The sequence below is a fragment of the Dorea formicigenerans genome (genome assembly GCF_025150245.1).
GTDB lineage: Bacteria > Bacillota > Clostridia > Lachnospirales > Lachnospiraceae > Dorea > Dorea formicigenerans.
The window spans coordinates 1,583,107-1,601,223 of the sequence record NZ_CP102279.1 but is presented as its reverse complement, the minus strand read 5'-3'; the positions used below and the strand labels follow the sequence as shown (position 1 = coordinate 1,601,223).

Below are 18,117 nucleotides of genomic sequence, written 5' to 3'. Positions count from 1 at the left end.
CAGCAAGTTACTTGATATTTTCATAACAATGTTGTATCATTATATAGATGATTATTATTATTCCCGGTATTTCAATGGGGGTTAGAATTAGGAGGAAGCAAGATGTATAAGATATTAAAAGCTGAAAAATTAGCTGACAAGATTTATCTTATGGATGTTGAGGCACCACGTGTTGCAAGACACTGCCAGCCTGGACAGTTCGTTATCGTTAAGATGGACGATAAGGGAGAACGTATCCCACTTACAATCTGTGACTATGACAGAGAAGCAGGTACTATTACAATCGTATTCCAGGAAGTCGGAGCATCTACTGTAAAGATGGCTGACTTAAAGGCCGGGGATTCATTCCGTGATTTCACTGGACCTCTTGGCTGTGCTTCAGAGCTCGTTGAAGAAGACATAGAAGACTTGAAAAAGAAAAAAATCTTATTCGTAGCAGGTGGAGTTGGAGCTGCTCCTGTATATCCACAGGTAAAATGGTTACATGAACACGGCGTAGCAGCAGATGTTATTGTCGGAGCAAAGACAAAAGATATGCTGATCCTTGAAGATGCTATGGAAGCTGTATCTGGTAACTATTACCCATGTACAGATGATGGTTCCTACGGACATGCCGGAATGGTTACAACAATGGTCGAAGAACTTGTAAATAATGGAAACAAATATGATGTATGTATTGCAATCGGTCCAATGATCATGATGAAATTTGTCTGTCTCCTTACAAAGAAACTGGAGATCCCGACAGTTGTCAGCATGAACCCAATCATGGTTGATGGTACAGGAATGTGCGGTGCCTGCCGTCTGATCGTTGGAGACGAAGTGAAATTCGCATGCGTAGACGGACCAGAGTTTGACGGACATCTCGTTGATTTTGATAACGCTATGAAGAGACAGCAGCTTTACAAGACAGAAGAAGGTCGTGCAATGCTGAAATTACAGGAAGGTGACACTCATCATGGTGGATGCGGAAACTGCGGAGGTGACAAATAATGGCAAATGTATTAGAGAGAGTTCCTGTAAGAGAACAGGATCCAAAAGTAAGAGCAACAAACTTCGAAGAAGTATGTTATGGATATAACAAAGAAGAAGCAATGGAAGAGGCACAGCGCTGTATCAACTGTAAGAATGCAAGATGTATTCAGGGCTGTCCTGTATCTATCAATATTCCAGGATTTATTAGTCATGTAAAAGAAGGTAATATTGAGGAAGCTTATAAAGTAATCGGAGAGTCCTCAGCACTTCCTGCTATCTGTGGCCGTGTATGTCCACAGGAGTCCCAGTGCGAGAGCAAATGTATCCGTGGAATCAAAGGTGACCCGATTTCAATCGGTAAACTTGAAAGATTCGTTGCTGATTACGCTCTTGAGCATGACATTAAACCTGCAAAACCTGAGAAGACAAATGGACATAAAGTTGCAGTTATCGGTTCTGGTCCGTCCGGACTTACATGCGCCGGAGACCTTGCAAAGCTTGGTTATGAAGTAACAGTATTTGAGGCACTTCATGAGCTTGGCGGAGTACTTGTATATGGTATTCCAGAGTTCCGTCTTCCAAAAGAGAAAGTCGTAAAGAAAGAAATCGAAAAAGTAAAAGAATTAGGTGTACATTTTGAGCCAAACGTAGTAATCGGTAAATCAACAACAATCGATCAGTTGATGGAAGAGGAAAACTTTGAAGCTGTATTCATCGGTTCCGGAGCAGGTCTTCCGATGTTCATGGGAATTCCGGGAGAGGCATCAAACGGAGTATTCTCTGCAAACGAGTATCTGACAAGAAGCAACCTTATGAAAGCTTTCGATGATTCTTATGATACACCGATTGCAGCAGGTAAGAAAGTTGCAGTTGTCGGTGGCGGTAACGTAGCAATGGATGCTGCCAGAACAGCACTTCGTCTTGGAGCAGAAGTACATGTAATCTACCGTCGTGGCGAGGAAGAACTTCCAGCCAGAGTTGAAGAAGTACATCATGCAAAAGAAGAGGGCGTTATATTTGATCTTCTTACAAATCCAAAAGAAATTCTTGCAGATGAGAATGACTGGGTAAAAGGAATGAAGGTTGTTAAGATGCAGCTTGGAGAGCCTGATGCATCAGGAAGACGACGTCCGGAAGAAATTCCAGGATCAGAGTACGAGATTGAACTTGATACAGTTATCATGTCTCTTGGAACATCTCCAAACCCATTGATCGCTTCTACAACAAAAGGTCTTGAGACAAACAAGAGAAAATGTATTGTTGCAGAAGAAGAAAATGGACAGACATCAAAAGCATGTGTATTCGCTGGCGGAGATGCTGTAACAGGAGCAGCAACAGTAATCCTTGCTATGGGTGCCGGAAAAGCCGGAGCAAAAGGAATTCATGAATTATTAAGCAACAAATAAATTCTTGAATGGGGACGTAGTAAAACTTTAAAATGCTACGTCTCCATCATTGATTAAGGGTGTCCCTTTTTTCATAAAAGGGGTGCCCTTAATTTATGAAGTTGACTTTTTTATTGACACTTCTAAATCTTTTGTATAAAATAATATTAGAATTAGTTGCGCCTAACCTCCGCAGATTAATTTAATACGGTTATTCTAGGATATCGAGATTCTGAATATAATACTAATAGATAATAAAAAGGAGTGTTTGATACATGACAATTTTCTGGGGACTAATGATACCGTTCATCGGAACAACTCTTGGGGCATTATGCGTATTATTTATAAAAAATGAATTAAAACCTGTGATTCAAAAGTCTTTACTTGGTTTTGCAGCGGGAGTTATGGTTGCGGCCTCTGTATGGTCACTTTTAATTCCAGCTATGGAAATGTCTGATCATCTGGGACAACTGGCATTTTTACCGGCTGCTGTTGGCTTTCTTGTCGGCATTGTATTTCTTCTTGCATTGGACCGCCTCATTCCACATCTGCATCTTGGGAGTGAAGAATCAGAAGGTCCTAAAGCTTCATTAAAGAAATCGACGATGCTGATCTTGGCAGTTACAATTCACAATATTCCGGAAGGAATATCTGGTGGCGCAGTATTTGCAGGACTTCTTATGAATAATTCAAAAGTGACACTTGCCGGAGCATTTGCACTGTCTATCGGCATAGCAATTCAAAATGTACCAGAAGGCTTTATTGTTTCACTGCCTGTCAGAAGTGAAAAAGGGCGGATAAAAGCTTTTTTATATGGTATGTTTTCTGGGATTGTGGAACCAATTGGTGGTGGTATAACAATTTTGCTTGCATCTAAAATTACACCTGTATTGCCGTATCTACTTGCATTTGCAGCAGGTGCTATGATTTATGTTGTAGTGGAAGAGTTAATTCCGGAATCATCTGAAGGAACCCATAGCAATGTCGGCACAATAGGTTTTTCGCTTGGGTTTGTATTAATGATGATATTAGATGTAGCGTTGGGCTAGAAAGCATAAAGATGAATAAAAGGAGAACATGTTCGATAAAGTAACATGTTCTCCTTTATTCTTTTAATTTATAAACTTACACTAGTTATGACGATTGATAACAGAATGTAAAAAATCTCATTTACTTGTGATAGGGTTCATGATTTATAATTCGATAACTGCGATATATCTGTTCCAATAAGATCACACGCATTAATTGGTGAGGAAACGTCATTTTTGAAAAGCTGAGTGCATAGTCTGAGCGTTTTAAAACTTCTTTGCCAAGACCAATAGAGCCGCCTATAATAAAAATAATATGACTGATGCCTTGAACGCCAAGCGTGTCGACTTTTTCGGAAAGTTCTTCAGAGGTCAGCATTTTGCCACGAATTTCTAATGTAATTACATATGAATCTTCTTTGACATATTTCAAAATGCGTTCGCCTTCTTTATCCCGGATTGCATTTTCAACAGTCTCGCTTGCGTGATCCGGCGTCTTTTCGTCAGCAACTTCGACAATCTCAAGCTTACAATAACGGCCGAGTCTCTTACTGTATTCTGCAATAGCATCTTTTAAATACTTTTCTTTTATTTTTCCAACGGTAATTAAAGTAATTTTCATAAATGTCTCCAGTCAAAAAATATCTTCCGTAAAAAATAGCTGGATATTATTCGTCCCAGCCCTCGTAAAACCGGATATTTACAGAAATGTTACGAATAAATTCCCCTTCTTTTAAGTCAATATCTTCCTCGTCAGATACATACGGGATGAATGGATCTTCTTCTGTAAGTTCCAGACTCAGCCAGTTTCTGGCGGCCTCATTGGCATCATCTATGGCATCATCTATCGTGTCACCTTCTCCGTAACAACATTCTAAATCAGGGAAATAGCCCTTGTATTTTCCATCTTTTTCTTCATGAAATACTGCTGGATATATAAATTTCATTTTTCTGTCCTTTCTAAACTCTTATAAGTCTTTTACATTATATCACGACTTGACAGGAATACAATAGCAAACACTTTTTAATTATTCTTTCATTTTTCTGTGATTCACTAAGTTATTCTGCACAAGATATGCTATGATATACTTATAATATTAAAATTGAATTCAGGAGGTTCTAGAACAATGACAAGAGCAGGCGAACGTAAGATTGCAAAAAAAGAACAGGTAAATGGCGGAGCAGGTCATGTGCTTATGGAGGCTCTTTTAAATGAAGAAGAACGAGGAGAGCATTGCCGTATATTTTCTCAGGTAACCATTGAGCCAGGCTGTGAACTTGGTTATCATGAGCATCATGGAGAAACTGAGACTTATTATGTACTTTCCGGCAGTGCGACTTATATGGACAACGATAAAGAATACGAGATCAAAACCGGCGATGTTACATTTTGCAAAGATGGAGACGGACATGGAATTAAGAATCACGGAACAGAACCAATTGTATTTGTAGCACTTGTATTAAAAAAATAAAAATCTTTTTATTTTATAAAGAGGTAATTACAGGAGGAAGCTTATGAAATTTTTATTTGCTTCAGATTCATTTAAAGGGAGTTTATCTTCGCAAAAGACAGCAGAACTTCTGGCAAAAGCAGCCCGGGAGATATTTCCGGACTGTCAATGTGACAGCATTGTCGTTGCAGACGGTGGCGAAGGTACAACAGCAGCAGTACTTGCGGCTACAAATGGAAAAAACTTACCTGTGCAAGTTCATGGACCTCTCTGGGAGGATATTACAAGTAATTATGGCATGCTGGATGAAAATCGTGCAGTAATGGAAATGGCTGCAGCTTCCGGACTGCCTCTCGTTCCAGAAGAGAAAAGAGATCCACGCTATACTACATCTTATGGAACTGGAGAAATGATTGCAGATGCTCTTAGAAGAGGATTCCGGGATATATCCATAGCCATCGGCGGCTCTGCTACAAACGATGGTGGAATCGGCTGTATACGCGCCCTGGGTGGAAAATTTTTAGATGAGAATAATCAGGAATTAAAGGGGTGCGGCGAGGATTTGATGAAAATTAGAAAGATAGATCTTTCTGGACTGAATCCATTGATAAAAGAATGTAAATTCACGGTAATGTGTGATGTCACAAATCCGCTTTGCGGAAAAGACGGAGCTACTTATACATTTGGCAGACAGAAAGGTGCAACCCCTGAGATTCAAAATGATTTGGAAGCTGGTATGTGTAATTACCGGGACATTATTAAAGAGCAATTTGATCTGGATATGGATAATATACCGGGTTCCGGAGCAGCTGGTGGTCTCGGGACTGCTCTTATGGTATTTTTAAACGGAACATTGAAATCTGGAATTGAGACGGTACTTGATCTTGTGGATTTCGATGAACATCTGAAAGATGTCGATATTGTCGTAACCGGAGAAGGTGCTACAGACTGGCAGTCTGTATTTGGCAAAGTCATGCAGGGAGTTGGTGTACACTGCAAAAAGCGCCATATACCAGCTGTAGCGATTGTCGGAAGTATGGGAAGCGGTGCAGAAGATATCTTCGATTATGGAATTGAATCTATTATCACAACGGTAAATAATATTATGCCTCTGTCTGATGCTTTAAATCATGCTGAAGAATTATATCTTGGTGCAGCTAGACGAATGTTCCGGCTCTTAAAAGCAGGAATGCAGATGCGTTAACAAATAAATTGTTATATTTTATGATATTCTTGAATGAACTTGATCATCTTACGAACGGCAGTACTCTTTGCAGTGCTGCCATTCGTGACTAAATAAATTCTCCGAAGGGGCAGTTTTTCTTCCAACGGAATCTGATATACATCACCTTTGGTCAAAGCTAGTTCAGCCATTTTCTTAGGATAAAAACCGATTCCAAGGTTATGAGTGATCAAAGGAAGCATCTGATCGGTTGTTGCGGTCTCCATATCCGGTGCAAAGGAAAGTCCCTGTTCCAGAAAAAAACTGTTATATAATTCTCTTGTACTGCTATTTTCATCAAGACTAATAAATGGAAGAGAAGCAATATCTTCAAGCTTCTGGGTATGTTCTGCAAGCTTTTTGTATTTTCTCCCTCCGATTAGTATTTCGCGGTAAGAGGCAAGAGGTATTTTCTCCAGTGGACTTTTGATGTCAAGTGGTGTTGTCACCGCAGCAAAATCCACAATATCACTTGTTAATGCCTGAATTGCCTGTGGCGTCGAATGATTCGAAATACGAAGTCTGACATGCGGATATTGTTCATGAAATTTTTCAAGTCTTGAAAGTAGTACCAGTCTCAGCGCGTTTTCGCTGGCACCGATGGATACTAATCCATTCTCCAGTTCACCATTCTGACGGATTTCTTCTTCGCCAATCTGTAACTGTTCATATGCAATTGCTACATGCTCATATAATTTCTTCCCCTCTGGTGTTAACGAAATACCACGGTTAGACCGTAGGAAAAGAGTGCATTTTAATTCTTGCTCCAGGATATTCATGCAGCGTGTAATATTGGGCTGATTGTTGCCAAGCATTTTTGCTGCTTTTGTAAAGCTCTTATAACGTGCTACAAAATAAAATATGCGGTAATAATCGTAAGTAATCATATCTAATCCTCTCATTCCAAATTGATATATCCATGATACTAAATATATCTTTTACATTTTAACGTAAGACAACTATAATATATAGCAGATAAAAAATCAATAAGAAAAGAGATGAATAAAAATGGCAACCATATTTCCAAGAGAAGAAAAAGCAGAATACTTATTTGACAAAATTCTGGAAAATCCGCAGGCATGCGAACGGTTGATGGAAACATTTTATGAATCAGTAGAATCTGACGGCGAATATTCAGGAGAAGTATTGCCGCCGGAGAAATTTGCAAAAGCTTTATTTGACGCTTATAAGAATAAAGATCTGACCGCTTTCCTTCTGGCAATCTGTCAGCACAGCATGTTCGATCTTCTTAGAAATGCATACCTTGTTCCGTTTCGTTTTAATGCTGACGGACATACCAATCCTTATATTTTAACGGATGGATTCGGCAATCTGTTAAATGATTGCAAGAAAGCTGTACCTGACAAAATGTATCATAAATTCCAAAAAGTCTACGCACAAAATGATGATGTGAAAATGTATCTGGCAGAAGGATATCGAAAAAGGCATTGTTATGATGAAGTGACTATGGAAGTAAAAGATTATCGAATGGGAGAGCAGTTAGGTGTTTTGCTTGTATATGAACTGCCGGATACTATCAAAATGAAAGAGACTGAAGCTCAGTCTTATGTCGCCGTTATGGATCTGGTTATGCAATTGCAGGAAGAATTGCCAAAATCCATTGTTTATTATGGACAAGAATGTCTTGAAGAAAAAGGCGAGCATTTTGATGAACTTGGAGTTTTTCTTCCATTTACACATTTTTCAGAACGACTGGAAAAACATATTGAGACAGCGAAGAAGATTGTTTATCAATATAAAGAATAATTTGTTATATAATCTATAAGAAAGAGGAACTATTCACTTGAAAATGAACGGTTCCTCTTTTAGTTCAGTTGAGAAGACTCCCAATTATATAAGTGACAAGTGAACTTATATAATTGAGAGTCGAATCTTTGAATTTACGTGCAATAACGAAATGTTTTATCTGTCAAAATCCTTGCAAAAATCAATCCAAGCGGCAATGCAAGTATGATCATAAATGCGGCAGCGAACCACTCTGCTGATGTATGCAGGGACATGATTCCCAGATTATAAATAGCACGGTACAAATAAAGGCCAGGTACCATAATTACTATAGAAGGTACCGTTACGGATATTCTTGGAAATCCCGCAACATTTTTAATCATAGAAGCAAGAATTCCTGCGACAAGCGCGCCGATAAATGCAGCAGCAGCTGGGGGCATATTTGCAAGGTCCACCATTTCCAGACGAAGAGTATTGGCAACTGCTCCGATACATCCGGCTGTAGCTGCCAGTTTTCTTGGACTGTTAAACATAACAGAGAATCCGAAAACTCCACAAAAGCTTGCTGCCAGTCGGAAGAGAATTTGTACCGGGACTTGCAAATTTAATGTTAGAAAATCCACCGGCTGCAATTTTAAGACAAGTGCCATAATCCAGGCAGTCATTGTTGCAACAGTGATAATAATGATTGCATAAGTTAATCGTTCCAGACCTGATCTCATATCCAATTTTGCAAGGTCAATACCGCTGGTAATGAATGGGAATCCTGGAATGATAAATAACATAGAACAAATATATCCTGCTTCATGTTGTTCTGACACCCCGAGTATCAGTTTCATCACTTCAAATAATCCCGCATAGACCAGACAGGCTGATGTTACAGAAGCGAAGATACATAAAAATAGTGTAAAATGATGCTTCCCCAGTTTGCATCGGACAAAATTCCCGATACCGGCACCTGCAAATGCACAAAACATTTCTACCGGTCCGCCTCCAAGTAAAAAGGTAAATGCGCCACAGGCAAGTGCGGCTGCAAAACCAAGTGCGGTCGGAGAGTAGAGACCATGTATTTTTTCAATCTGATCCAGATGAGAATGTAATTCCTCACCAGTCATGTATACACCTTCGGATGAAAATTTATTAATAAACTGTTCCAGACGATTCAGTTTTGATGTGTTTACTCCTGTATTTGTAAGACATAAGGACTGAGAGTAACATTCCTCTCCATCGAAACAGGTGTATTCAATAGACATTAATCCGATGTCTGCAGTACAAGTCAACCCCAACTGTTCTGCGAGTGTATTCATAGATTGTCTGACACGCCAGGCTCCGGTTCCACATGACAGAAGCATAAGACCTGTCCGTCCAATCACAGAAGATTTTTCAATAATTCCGGCACTTGTAATCGGGATATCATCAATTGCTTCTGCATAATCATGCCATAAAATTTCCATGTGATTTTTGTGGATCACTTGCATATAAATCACTTCTTTCTTCACTGAACTGACCATATCGTCAGCTTAGTATAAATATTTTTGCAGCCATATAAATTATGTATGTTTGATATTTTAATTATACATATATAGCATATTATGTTCAGCTTTAGTATAGTCTTTATTTCTTGTTTGTCAATAATTACTTACTGTCTTGTCACATGTAAAAACATGTGCTATAATTGTCTGCAATGAAATTTCAGATCATATGGGAGGAAAAACATATGACAATTGTAGAAGAAATACAAAAACTAAAACAAGAAAAAAATGCAGTGATCCTGGCTCATTATTATGTCAGACCTGAAGTTCAGGATATTGCAGATTACATAGGAGATTCTTTCTATCTAAGCCGTGTCGCAACAGAGCTTTCTGAGAGTACGATTGTATTTTGCGGCGTTTCTTTTATGGGCGAGAGCGCAAAGATCTTAAATCCGGACAAAACTGTTCTGATGCCGGATCCGGCTGCTGACTGCCCGATGGCACATATGGCAGATGTAGAATCCATTAAAAAAATCCGCGAAGAGTATAAAGATGTAGCAGTGGTCTGCTATATTAATTCTACAGCAGCTTTAAAAGAATATTCCGATGTATGTGTAACGTCAGCAAATGCTGTCAAGATAGTAAAAGCGTTACCGAATAAGAATATCTACTTTATTCCGGACCGGAATCTGGCTCATTTTGTAGCAGATCAAGTTCCAGAGAAACATTTTATCTATAATGAAGGATTCTGTCCGACACATGAGCGTATGGAAGCTGATGAAGTCCGCGAAGCAAAAGAAGAACACCCGGATGCACTGGTGTTATCTCACCCGGAATGTAATACAGAAGTATTAAAATTATCCGATTATATAGGAAGTACTTCAGGAATTATTAAATATGCAACGGAAAGTCCATGTAATGAATTTATCATCTGTACAGAAGAGGGTGTACACTATAAACTCGTTCAGAATAATCCGAATAAACATTTTTACTATCCGAAGACTGTTCCGGTATGTCCGAACATGAAAAAGAATACTTTGGAAAAAGTGCTTCATGTATTAAAGACCGGCAAGAACGAAGTTCATGTCAGTGACAGCCTTCGTGAAAATTCAAAAAAACCTCTGGAACGTATGTTAGAGCTTGGAAAGTAGGCATTTGAATATGAATCAAACAGATAATATGAAAAATGTAAGTAATAGTAAGGAAAATAATTTGCAAGCCGATGTGGTCATTGTCGGCACAGGCGTAGGCGGCTGCTTTTCAGCCCTGAATCTGTCCGAAGATTTATCCATTATTATGATTACAAAATCAGATCTTGAAAGCAGCGATTCATTTCTCGCACAAGGAGGAATCTGTGTGTTACATGATGACGATGATTATGACAGTTATTTCGAAGACACAATGCGGGCTGGTCATTATGAAAACAGGAAAGAGTCTGTAGATATTATGATCCGCGGTTCACAGGATGTAATTCATGATCTGATCGGGTATGGTGTGGATTTTGCAAAGGAAGATGGTAAACTTCTGTACACAAGAGAAGGCGCCCATTCCAGGCCTCGAATTCTGTTTCATGAAGATATTACTGGTAAAGAAATCACAAGTAAGCTTCTTGCACAGATAAAGACACGTAAAAATATCCAGATTATGGAATATACGACGATGACTGACATCCTTATTTCCAAAGGGGCATGTGCCGGGATTGAGGCTGAAACATCTGATCATAAAAAGATTTATATCCACGCTGATCAGACTATTTTTGCAAGCGGCGGTATCGGAGGTCGTTATAAGCATTCTACAAACTTTCCGCATTTAACTGGAGATGCCATTGATATTGCAAAAAAGCATGGCATCAGACTGGAACATTTAGATTATGTACAGATCCATCCAACAACACTTTATTCTAAAAAGCCGGGACGCAGATTTTTGATTTCCGAATCTGTGCGTGGTGAAGGCGCTCTTCTGTATGATAAAAACGGAAATCGATTTATAGATGAACTGCTCCCAAGAGATGTTGTCACAAAAGCCATTCAGGAACAGATGAAGAAGGATGGGACAGATCATGTGTGGCTGTCATTAGAAAAGATTCCAAAGGAAATAATCCTAAGTCATTTTCCGAATATCTACCAGCATTGCCTGGAAGAAGGTTATGATGCGACAAAAGAGTGGATTCCAGTCGTGCCGGCTCAGCATTACTTTATGGGGGGAATCTGGGTTGACTCCGATAGTCATACATCTATGCCAAATTTATATGCAGTAGGAGAGACAAGTTGCAACGGTGTTCATGGAAAGAACCGACTTGCAAGCAATTCTCTTTTGGAGAGTCTTGTATTTGCTAAAAGAGCTGCCAGGAAAATCATGTCTGAAAAACAGATGAATAAGGCAACCGCATAAAACAGTAATAAAATGCTATAAAAAAGGAGATTTTCAAAGAGTCATGAATACAATTACAATGAAACTACAGGCTGACCATCTCATCGAAGAAGCCTTAAGAGAAGATATATCCAGCGAAGATGTAACCACAAATTCAGTCATGAAAGAAGCTGTTCAAGGAGAAGTAAATCTTATCTGCAAGCAAGACGGTATTATTGCAGGACTGGAAGTATTTAAACGAGTATTCGAATTGCTGGATGCTAATACAAAGATTGAATTTTATAAAAAAGATGGCGACGCAGTAAAAAGCGGGGAACTTCTGGGTGTTGTTACAGGCGATATCCGTGTACTGTTATCTGGAGAAAGAGTGGCACTGAATTATCTGCAACGCATGAGTGGAATTGCCACATACACGAATTCTGTTGCAAAATTGCTTGCTGGAACTAAAACGAAACTTTTGGATACAAGAAAAACAACTCCGAATATGCGTATTTTCGAAAAATATGCAGTTCGCGTCGGAGGCGGATATAATCACCGCTATAATCTATCTGATGGCGTCCTTTTGAAGGATAATCATATTGGTGCAGCCGGAAGCGTCACAAAAGCAATACAGATGGCAAAGGATTATGCACCGTTTGTTCGGAAAATCGAGGTGGAAGTAGAAAATCTTGACATGGTAAAGGAAGCGGTAGAAGCAGGTGCAGACATCATTATGTTAGACAACATGTCTTATGACGAGATGAAAGAAGCTTTATTAATCATTGATGGACATGCCGAGACAGAATGTTCCGGAAATGTTACAAAGGAAAATATTGAAAAACTGACCGGACTTGGTGTGGATTATATTTCCAGTGGAGCACTGACCCATTCTGCACCGATTCTTGATATTTCCTTAAAAGGACTTCATGTAATATAAGTCCATGCATACTGTTGCTGTTGACTAACATTTATTTCTCGCTCTACAATAAGAAAAAAGCAAAGAAGGTGCGAGTATGCAGGCTTTGTCAACAGCAGCACCCGGTAAAGTATATACCATCAAATGGATGTTCGGCCTTCCGGAGGTTCTGGATATCATCCGTAACTGTCAGATTGAGGAGGGCAGTGAAATCCGGGTCTTTGAAAAGTTCAATGGTGGTCTGATTATCGGGAACAAACACAAAAGAATCGCAATTAGCGATGATGCGGCGGCAAGAATACAAGTTTAAAGTTGTATCAGTTGAATTTATGATACTATTAAAAAGGTATTTGTCGTAAGAAAAAAGAAGTATGAGAATCCATTTAAGGTGTTTCATGCTTCTTTTTCTTATATCTGAACAGCATTTTTATCATTTACATATGCAGATATCAGGGGAAAATCTAAATTATGATATCATATATTTTGAGGATAGCCGTATTACTTTTATTTGAATTTGTCAATAGTTTAACAAATATTTTTTGTATAAAATTACATACAAAACACATGAATTGTACTCTCTAAAATGCAATTTCTCGGTGAAATTGCACAAAATCAAGTACAAGCGCTTTTTGATTAATTGTACTCATTTAAATACTTGCAATCGAAAAAAACCGATGCTATACTGTGCCCGTAAAAAGAAATACATATTTAGGAAAAGGAGACGTAAAGATATGGCACAGTACGAACAGTGGGCAGGATTTAAAGGAAGAAACTGGACACATTCTGTAGATGTTAGAAGTTTTATCCAGGATAACTACACTCCATATGATGGAGATGAATCTTTCCTGGAGGGACCAACTGAGGCAACCAACAAATTGTGGGGAAGACTTCAGGAACTTCAGAAAGAAGAACGTGCAAAAGGCGGCGTTCTAGATATGGAAACAGAAGTTGTATCCGGACTGACAGCATATGGCCCAGGGTATATCGATGAGAGTATGAAAGACCTTGAGCAGGTTGTAGGTCTTCAGACAGACAAGCCTCTGAAGAGAGCATTCATGCCTTACGGTGGAATTAAGATGGCAGAGCAGGCTTGTACAACTTATGGATATGAGCCAAGCCCAAAACTTCATGAAATCTTTACTAAATATCATAAAACACACAACCAGGGAGTTTTCGATATCTACACACCAGAGATGAAAAAAGCTCGTCATAACAAAATCATTACAGGACTTCCGGATACTTACGGACGTGGACGTATCGTTGGTGATTATCGTCGTGTAGCTCTGTACGGAATTGATTTTCTTCTTGAGAAAAAACAGTATGATTTTGAGCGTTACGCAAGACACGGCATGAAAGGTACAGACTTCCGTCTTCGTGAAGAGCTTGCTGATCAGATGAGAGCACTTCGTGATATGAAAGAAATGGCTGCTGCTTATGGTTATGACATTTCACAGCCTGCAAAAGATGCAAAAGAGGCTGTACAGTGGTTATACTTTGGTTATCTTGCAGCAATCAAGACTCAGAACGGTGCTGCTATGAGTGTTGGACGTGTGTCTACTTTCCTTGATATATATATTGATCGTGATATTAAAAACGGTAAGCTTACAGAGAAAGAAGCTCAGGAATTAATTGATCACCTTGTAATGAAGTTCCGTATGGTTAAATTCGCAAGAATTCCTTCTTACAATGAACTGTTCTCAGGAGATCCTACATGGGCAACTCTGGAAGTAGCCGGACTTGGACAAGATGGACGTTCTATGGTAACAAAGAACGATTATCGTTTCCTTCACACATTAAAGAACATGGGACCTTCTCCAGAGCCGAACTTAACAGTCCTTTATTCTTCAAGACTGCCAGAGAACTTCAAGAAATTTGCTGCTCGCATTTCTGTTGAGACAAGTTCTATCCAGTATGAAAATGACGATGTTATGCGTCCGGTATGGGGTGATGACTACAGCATCTGCTGCTGCGTATCTGCCACAGAGACTGGTAAAGAGATGCAGTTCTTCGGAGCTCGTGCAAACCTTGCAAAATGCTTAATGTATGCAATCAACGGTGGTGTTGATGAGAAGACAAAAGCACAGGTTGGACCAAACTACCAGCCAATTACATCTGAGTACCTTGATATCGATGAAGTACTTGCTAAATATGACGAGATGATGGAGTGGCTGTCTAAACTGTACGTTGACACACTGAACATGATCCACTACATGCATGATAAATATTATTATGAGGCAGCACAGATGTCTCTCATCGACACAGATGTAAAACGTTCATTTGCTACAGGTATCGCAGGATTCTCACATGTAGTAGATTCCTTAAGCGCTATCAAATACGCAAAGGTTAAACCAATCCGTGACGAGGACGGAATTGCTGTTGACTTTGAAATCGAGGGAGATTTCCCAAGATATGGTAATGATGATGACCGTGCAGATGACATTGCAGTTTGGCTTCTGAAGAAATTCATGCACAAACTGAGCAAATGCCATACTTACAGAGATTCTACACCGACAACATCTATCCTTACAATTACATCAAACGTTGTATATGGTAAGGCTACAGGATCTCTTCCAGATGGAAGAAAAGCAGGAGAGCCATTATCTCCAGGAGCTAACCCATCATACGGTGCAGAAAAAGCAGGACTTCTTGCTTCCTTGAACTCTGTTGCTAAGCTTCCATATGAACTTGCATTAGATGGAATTTCTAATACACAGACAATCAGCCCAGGAGCACTTGGACACAATGATGAAGAGAGAAGTGTGAACCTTGCACACGTATTAGATGGATACTTTGATCAGGGAGCTCATCATCTGAATGTCAATGTATTTGGTACAGAGAAACTGATCGATGCTATGGAGCATCCAGAGAAACCAGAGTACGCAAACTTTACAATCCGTGTATCTGGATACGCTGTAAAATTCATCGACCTGACTCGCGAGCAGCAGTTAGATGTAATTTCCAGAACATGCCATAAAGAAATGTAATTTTCACACATATAAGACCTCGTGTTTGACAATGCTCTTCGCGGGGTCTTATAATTAATTATGTAAATTTTCAAAATAATAAACCATTATTGAAAATACATTTTAAAAATATATAGATAGGAGATTGTTATTATGGAAGGATACATTCATTCCACAGAAAGTTTTGGTTCTGTAGATGGACCAGGAGTTCGCTTTGTCATTTTTACTGCAGGATGTCCCATGCGTTGTCAGTTCTGTCATAACCCGGATACATGGAATATGAAAACAGGTACACTGACTTCTACGGATGACCTGATCAAAAAAGCCCTCAGATATCGTTCTTACTGGGGGAATGAAGGTGGCATTACTGTCAGTGGTGGTGAACCGCTTCTTCAAATTGATTTTCTGACTGAACTTTTTAAAAAAGCAAAGGAAAATGGAATTCATACAACACTAGATACAAGTGGTAATCCTTTCACAAGAGAAGAACCTTTCTTTAGCAAATTTAATGAATTAATGCAATATACCGATCTCATTTTGCTTGACATCAAACACATTGATGAAAAGGAGCATATACGTCTGACAGGGCATACGAATAAAAACATCTTAGATCTGGCAACTTATCTGTCTGATATGAAGAAGCCTGTCTGGATCAGACATGTTCTTGTTCCTAAGCGCAGCGACAAAGATGAATATCTGGACAGACTGCATGAATTCATTCTGACTCTTCATAATGTAGAACGCGTAGAAGTTCTACCATATCATACACTTGGTGCATACAAATGGAAAGAACTTGGTATGGAGTATCCATTAGAAGGAATTGATCCTCCGACTGCTGAGCGTGTAGAGAATGCCAGAAAACGTCTTGGAGCATTTTAATAATACCAATTTATAATTTGATAAAAGAAACATATAGCTTATGATATTTTAAAGCTGTGTGTTTCTTTTTTACTTCAGTAATGAAAGACATACCTTCATTCATACATTATTACAAACGATATTTTCATAAATTGAAAAATGGAGTTTTATGAGTATAGATTTGGAAAATAGCAAAAGAAAAGCTGCCAAAGCATCCAAATTTCCAGAAGATGTTGTTCTTGGAATGCCTAATGTTGAAATTCTGGGACATTCTGAAATGCGAATTGAAAATTATCGGGGACTGATTGAATATACAGATCAACTCGTTAGAGTTCAGACAAAAATCGGTCAGATACGAATTACCGGAAAGCACCTTCAAGTTGATTCTTATACGAATGATGATATGAAAATTACGGGGAAAATTCAGAATATTGAATATCAGACATAAGGTGGGGGATTCATTCATTGCTTTTAAAAATATATCAATATATTCGAGGATATGTAAGAATCCGGATTACCGGTCATCGTATGGAACGTTTTATTAACGCATGCAATTACCGAAAAATAAAAATCTGGGATTTATCAGCCAGCGATGGCTCTTACGAAATGAATCTATGGGTAAAAGATTTCAAAAAGCTGCGTCACATTTCTCATAAAACTTCCACAAAAATTACGATTGTAAAAAAATATGGACTTCCTTTTTATCTGTTTGACCATCGAAGACGCAAGCTTTTCTTTGCTGGCATACTTACTGCCACCGTTTTACTATTGATAATGTCTGGTTATATCTGGGATATTGAAATCCTTGGCACACATACACAGACCGAAGAAGTCATAAGAACATTTCTAAAGGAGAATCATGTGAATACCGGCATACGGCGCGGAAACATTGATTGCGACCGTATTGTAAAAGATATTCGGAAAGGATTTGACGACATCATCTGGGTATCTGCATCTATAGAGGGAACCAGACTGATCATTCAAATCAAAGAAAACGAAGATGCTAAAATAGATAATAAAACAGATAATAAAACAGATATAAAAGAGGATATATATCCAAATTCTGATGCTGGGACGGACCTTGTTTCAGATTGCACAGGGACTATTGTACGCATTATCACTCGAAAAGGTATTCCTATGGTGCGGGAGGGAACATCTGTAAATCCCGGTGATATTCTTGTTTCCGGTCAGATTCCTATTCTTAATGATGCAAAAGAGATCACAGGATATGAGTCCTGTCATTCAGATGCTGATATTTTCATCCAGACTCAGATTCATTACGAGAATACTTTGCCCAGAAAATACGTAAAAAAAACAAGTGTAAAGTTCCCCCGTTTGTTCTATCTGTATTTTCGCATTGGTAAATATCGTCTGTCACCATTTTTCATCTGGTCTCCGTATGAACACTATTCAAAAAGCACAATGGAGTCACGGCTGAAACTTCTAGATCATTTTTATCTGCCGGTATATATCGGCGTTGTAGGTCTGACCCCTTATAAACCTGTTATGAAAAAATATACAGATCAACAGCTTCAAGACAAATTGAACAGATATTTCTTACGATATTGTGAAGATTTAGATAAAAAGGGGGTAGAAATTATTCAGAATGATGTTAAAATAGACACAGGGTCAAAAGAGGGAGCTATATCTGGTACACTGACCATCATCTGCAATACCGGACAGTCCCGACAATCTGAGATTCTGCAGCTTCCGAATGATCCGGAAGAACAAACTGAACAATTAGGAGAATAAGAT

At 38.9% G+C, this 18,117-nt stretch carries 18 protein-coding genes; 14 read left to right on the top strand and 4 right to left on the bottom strand.

Annotation, left to right across the window (positions count from 1 at the left end; all coding sequences use genetic code 11):
* Nucleotides 1-102 precede the first annotated feature (102 nt).
* From NQ560_RS07910 to NQ560_RS07900, 3 genes are all read left to right on the top strand, one after another.
* Nucleotides 103-990, top strand: coding sequence for a sulfide/dihydroorotate dehydrogenase-like FAD/NAD-binding protein (locus NQ560_RS07910; protein WP_005332642.1), 888 nt, complete (start codon nucleotides 103-105; stop codon nucleotides 988-990).
* A complete protein-coding gene (gene gltA, locus NQ560_RS07905) occupies nucleotides 990-2,378 on the top strand; it encodes an NADPH-dependent glutamate synthase (protein WP_005332643.1) in 1,389 nt (462 codons plus the stop codon). Before NQ560_RS07910 ends, gltA begins: the two co-directional genes overlap by 1 nt.
* A gap of 254 nt (nucleotides 2,379-2,632) precedes the next feature.
* The gene (locus NQ560_RS07900; RefSeq protein ID WP_005332644.1) at nucleotides 2,633-3,406 is read left to right on the top strand and encodes a ZIP family metal transporter; all 774 of its coding nucleotides are present in this window, start codon (nucleotides 2,633-2,635) and stop codon (nucleotides 3,404-3,406) included.
* A 121-nt stretch (nucleotides 3,407-3,527) separates the two neighbouring features.
* Here NQ560_RS07900 and rlmH read toward each other — a convergent pair whose 3' ends face one another.
* Both rlmH and NQ560_RS07890 read right to left on the bottom strand, forming a co-directional pair.
* A complete protein-coding gene (gene rlmH / locus NQ560_RS07895) occupies nucleotides 3,528-4,007 on the bottom strand; it encodes a 23S rRNA (pseudouridine(1915)-N(3))-methyltransferase RlmH (protein WP_005332645.1) in 480 nt (159 codons plus the stop codon).
* Between the two features lie 46 nt (nucleotides 4,008-4,053).
* Entirely contained in the window at nucleotides 4,054-4,332 is a 279-nt protein-coding gene (locus NQ560_RS07890; protein ID WP_005332646.1) for a type II toxin-antitoxin system HicB family antitoxin, read from the bottom strand.
* A 180-nt stretch (nucleotides 4,333-4,512) separates the two neighbouring features.
* Between NQ560_RS07890 and NQ560_RS07885 the strand changes: the two genes are divergently transcribed.
* The gene (locus NQ560_RS07885) at nucleotides 4,513-4,857 is read left to right on the top strand and encodes a cupin domain-containing protein (protein WP_005332647.1); all 345 of its coding nucleotides are present in this window, start codon (nucleotides 4,513-4,515) and stop codon (nucleotides 4,855-4,857) included.
* 43 nt (nucleotides 4,858-4,900) lie between these two features.
* Complete coding sequence (locus tag NQ560_RS07880; RefSeq protein ID WP_005332648.1) at nucleotides 4,901-6,040, top strand: glycerate kinase family protein; 1,140 nt, start codon at nucleotides 4,901-4,903, stop codon at nucleotides 6,038-6,040.
* An 11-nt stretch (nucleotides 6,041-6,051) separates the two neighbouring features.
* Here the strand turns inward: NQ560_RS07880 and NQ560_RS07875 are convergent, their stop codons facing one another.
* Complete coding sequence (locus tag NQ560_RS07875) at nucleotides 6,052-6,945, bottom strand: LysR family transcriptional regulator (RefSeq protein ID WP_040015441.1); 894 nt, start codon at nucleotides 6,943-6,945, stop codon at nucleotides 6,052-6,054.
* Nucleotides 6,946-7,066: 121 nt separating this feature from the next.
* Here NQ560_RS07875 and NQ560_RS07870 point away from each other — a divergent pair, with 121 nt between their 5' ends.
* Entirely contained in the window at nucleotides 7,067-7,825 is a 759-nt protein-coding gene (locus tag NQ560_RS07870; RefSeq protein ID WP_005332651.1) for a DUF4866 domain-containing protein, read from the top strand.
* Nucleotides 7,826-7,959: 134 nt separating this feature from the next.
* Here NQ560_RS07870 and NQ560_RS07865 read toward each other — a convergent pair whose 3' ends face one another.
* A complete protein-coding gene (locus NQ560_RS07865; protein WP_005332652.1) occupies nucleotides 7,960-9,315 on the bottom strand; it encodes a threonine/serine exporter family protein in 1,356 nt (451 codons plus the stop codon).
* A 206-nt stretch (nucleotides 9,316-9,521) separates the two neighbouring features.
* Between NQ560_RS07865 and nadA the strand changes: the two genes are divergently transcribed.
* From nadA to NQ560_RS07825, 8 genes are all read left to right on the top strand, one after another.
* Complete coding sequence (nadA, locus tag NQ560_RS07860; protein ID WP_040015442.1) at nucleotides 9,522-10,427, top strand: quinolinate synthase NadA; 906 nt, start codon at nucleotides 9,522-9,524, stop codon at nucleotides 10,425-10,427.
* A 10-nt stretch (nucleotides 10,428-10,437) separates the two neighbouring features.
* Entirely contained in the window at nucleotides 10,438-11,667 is a 1,230-nt protein-coding gene (locus NQ560_RS07855; RefSeq protein WP_005332656.1) for an L-aspartate oxidase, read from the top strand.
* A gap of 43 nt (nucleotides 11,668-11,710) precedes the next feature.
* Entirely contained in the window at nucleotides 11,711-12,562 is an 852-nt protein-coding gene (gene nadC / locus NQ560_RS07850) for a carboxylating nicotinate-nucleotide diphosphorylase (RefSeq protein ID WP_005332663.1), read from the top strand.
* 76 nt (nucleotides 12,563-12,638) lie between these two features.
* Entirely contained in the window at nucleotides 12,639-12,851 is a 213-nt protein-coding gene (locus NQ560_RS07845; protein WP_005332670.1) for a FeoA domain-containing protein, read from the top strand.
* A 421-nt stretch (nucleotides 12,852-13,272) separates the two neighbouring features.
* Nucleotides 13,273-15,525, top strand: a complete 2,253-nt coding sequence (pflB, locus tag NQ560_RS07840) for a formate C-acetyltransferase (RefSeq protein WP_040015443.1) — start codon at nucleotides 13,273-13,275, stop codon at nucleotides 15,523-15,525.
* Nucleotides 15,526-15,657: 132 nt separating this feature from the next.
* Nucleotides 15,658-16,383, top strand: coding sequence for a pyruvate formate-lyase-activating protein (pflA, locus tag NQ560_RS07835; protein WP_005332673.1), 726 nt, complete (start codon nucleotides 15,658-15,660; stop codon nucleotides 16,381-16,383).
* A gap of 148 nt (nucleotides 16,384-16,531) precedes the next feature.
* On the top strand, nucleotides 16,532-16,810 hold the full coding sequence (gene yqfC / locus NQ560_RS07830; protein WP_005332674.1) for a sporulation protein YqfC: 279 nt from the start codon (nucleotides 16,532-16,534) through the stop codon (nucleotides 16,808-16,810).
* A gap of 17 nt (nucleotides 16,811-16,827) precedes the next feature.
* Nucleotides 16,828-18,114: a sporulation protein YqfD gene (locus tag NQ560_RS07825; RefSeq protein WP_040015444.1), complete on the top strand. Its 1,287-nt coding sequence runs from the start codon at nucleotides 16,828-16,830 to the stop codon at nucleotides 18,112-18,114.
* The last annotated feature ends 3 nt before the right edge of the window (nucleotides 18,115-18,117 follow it).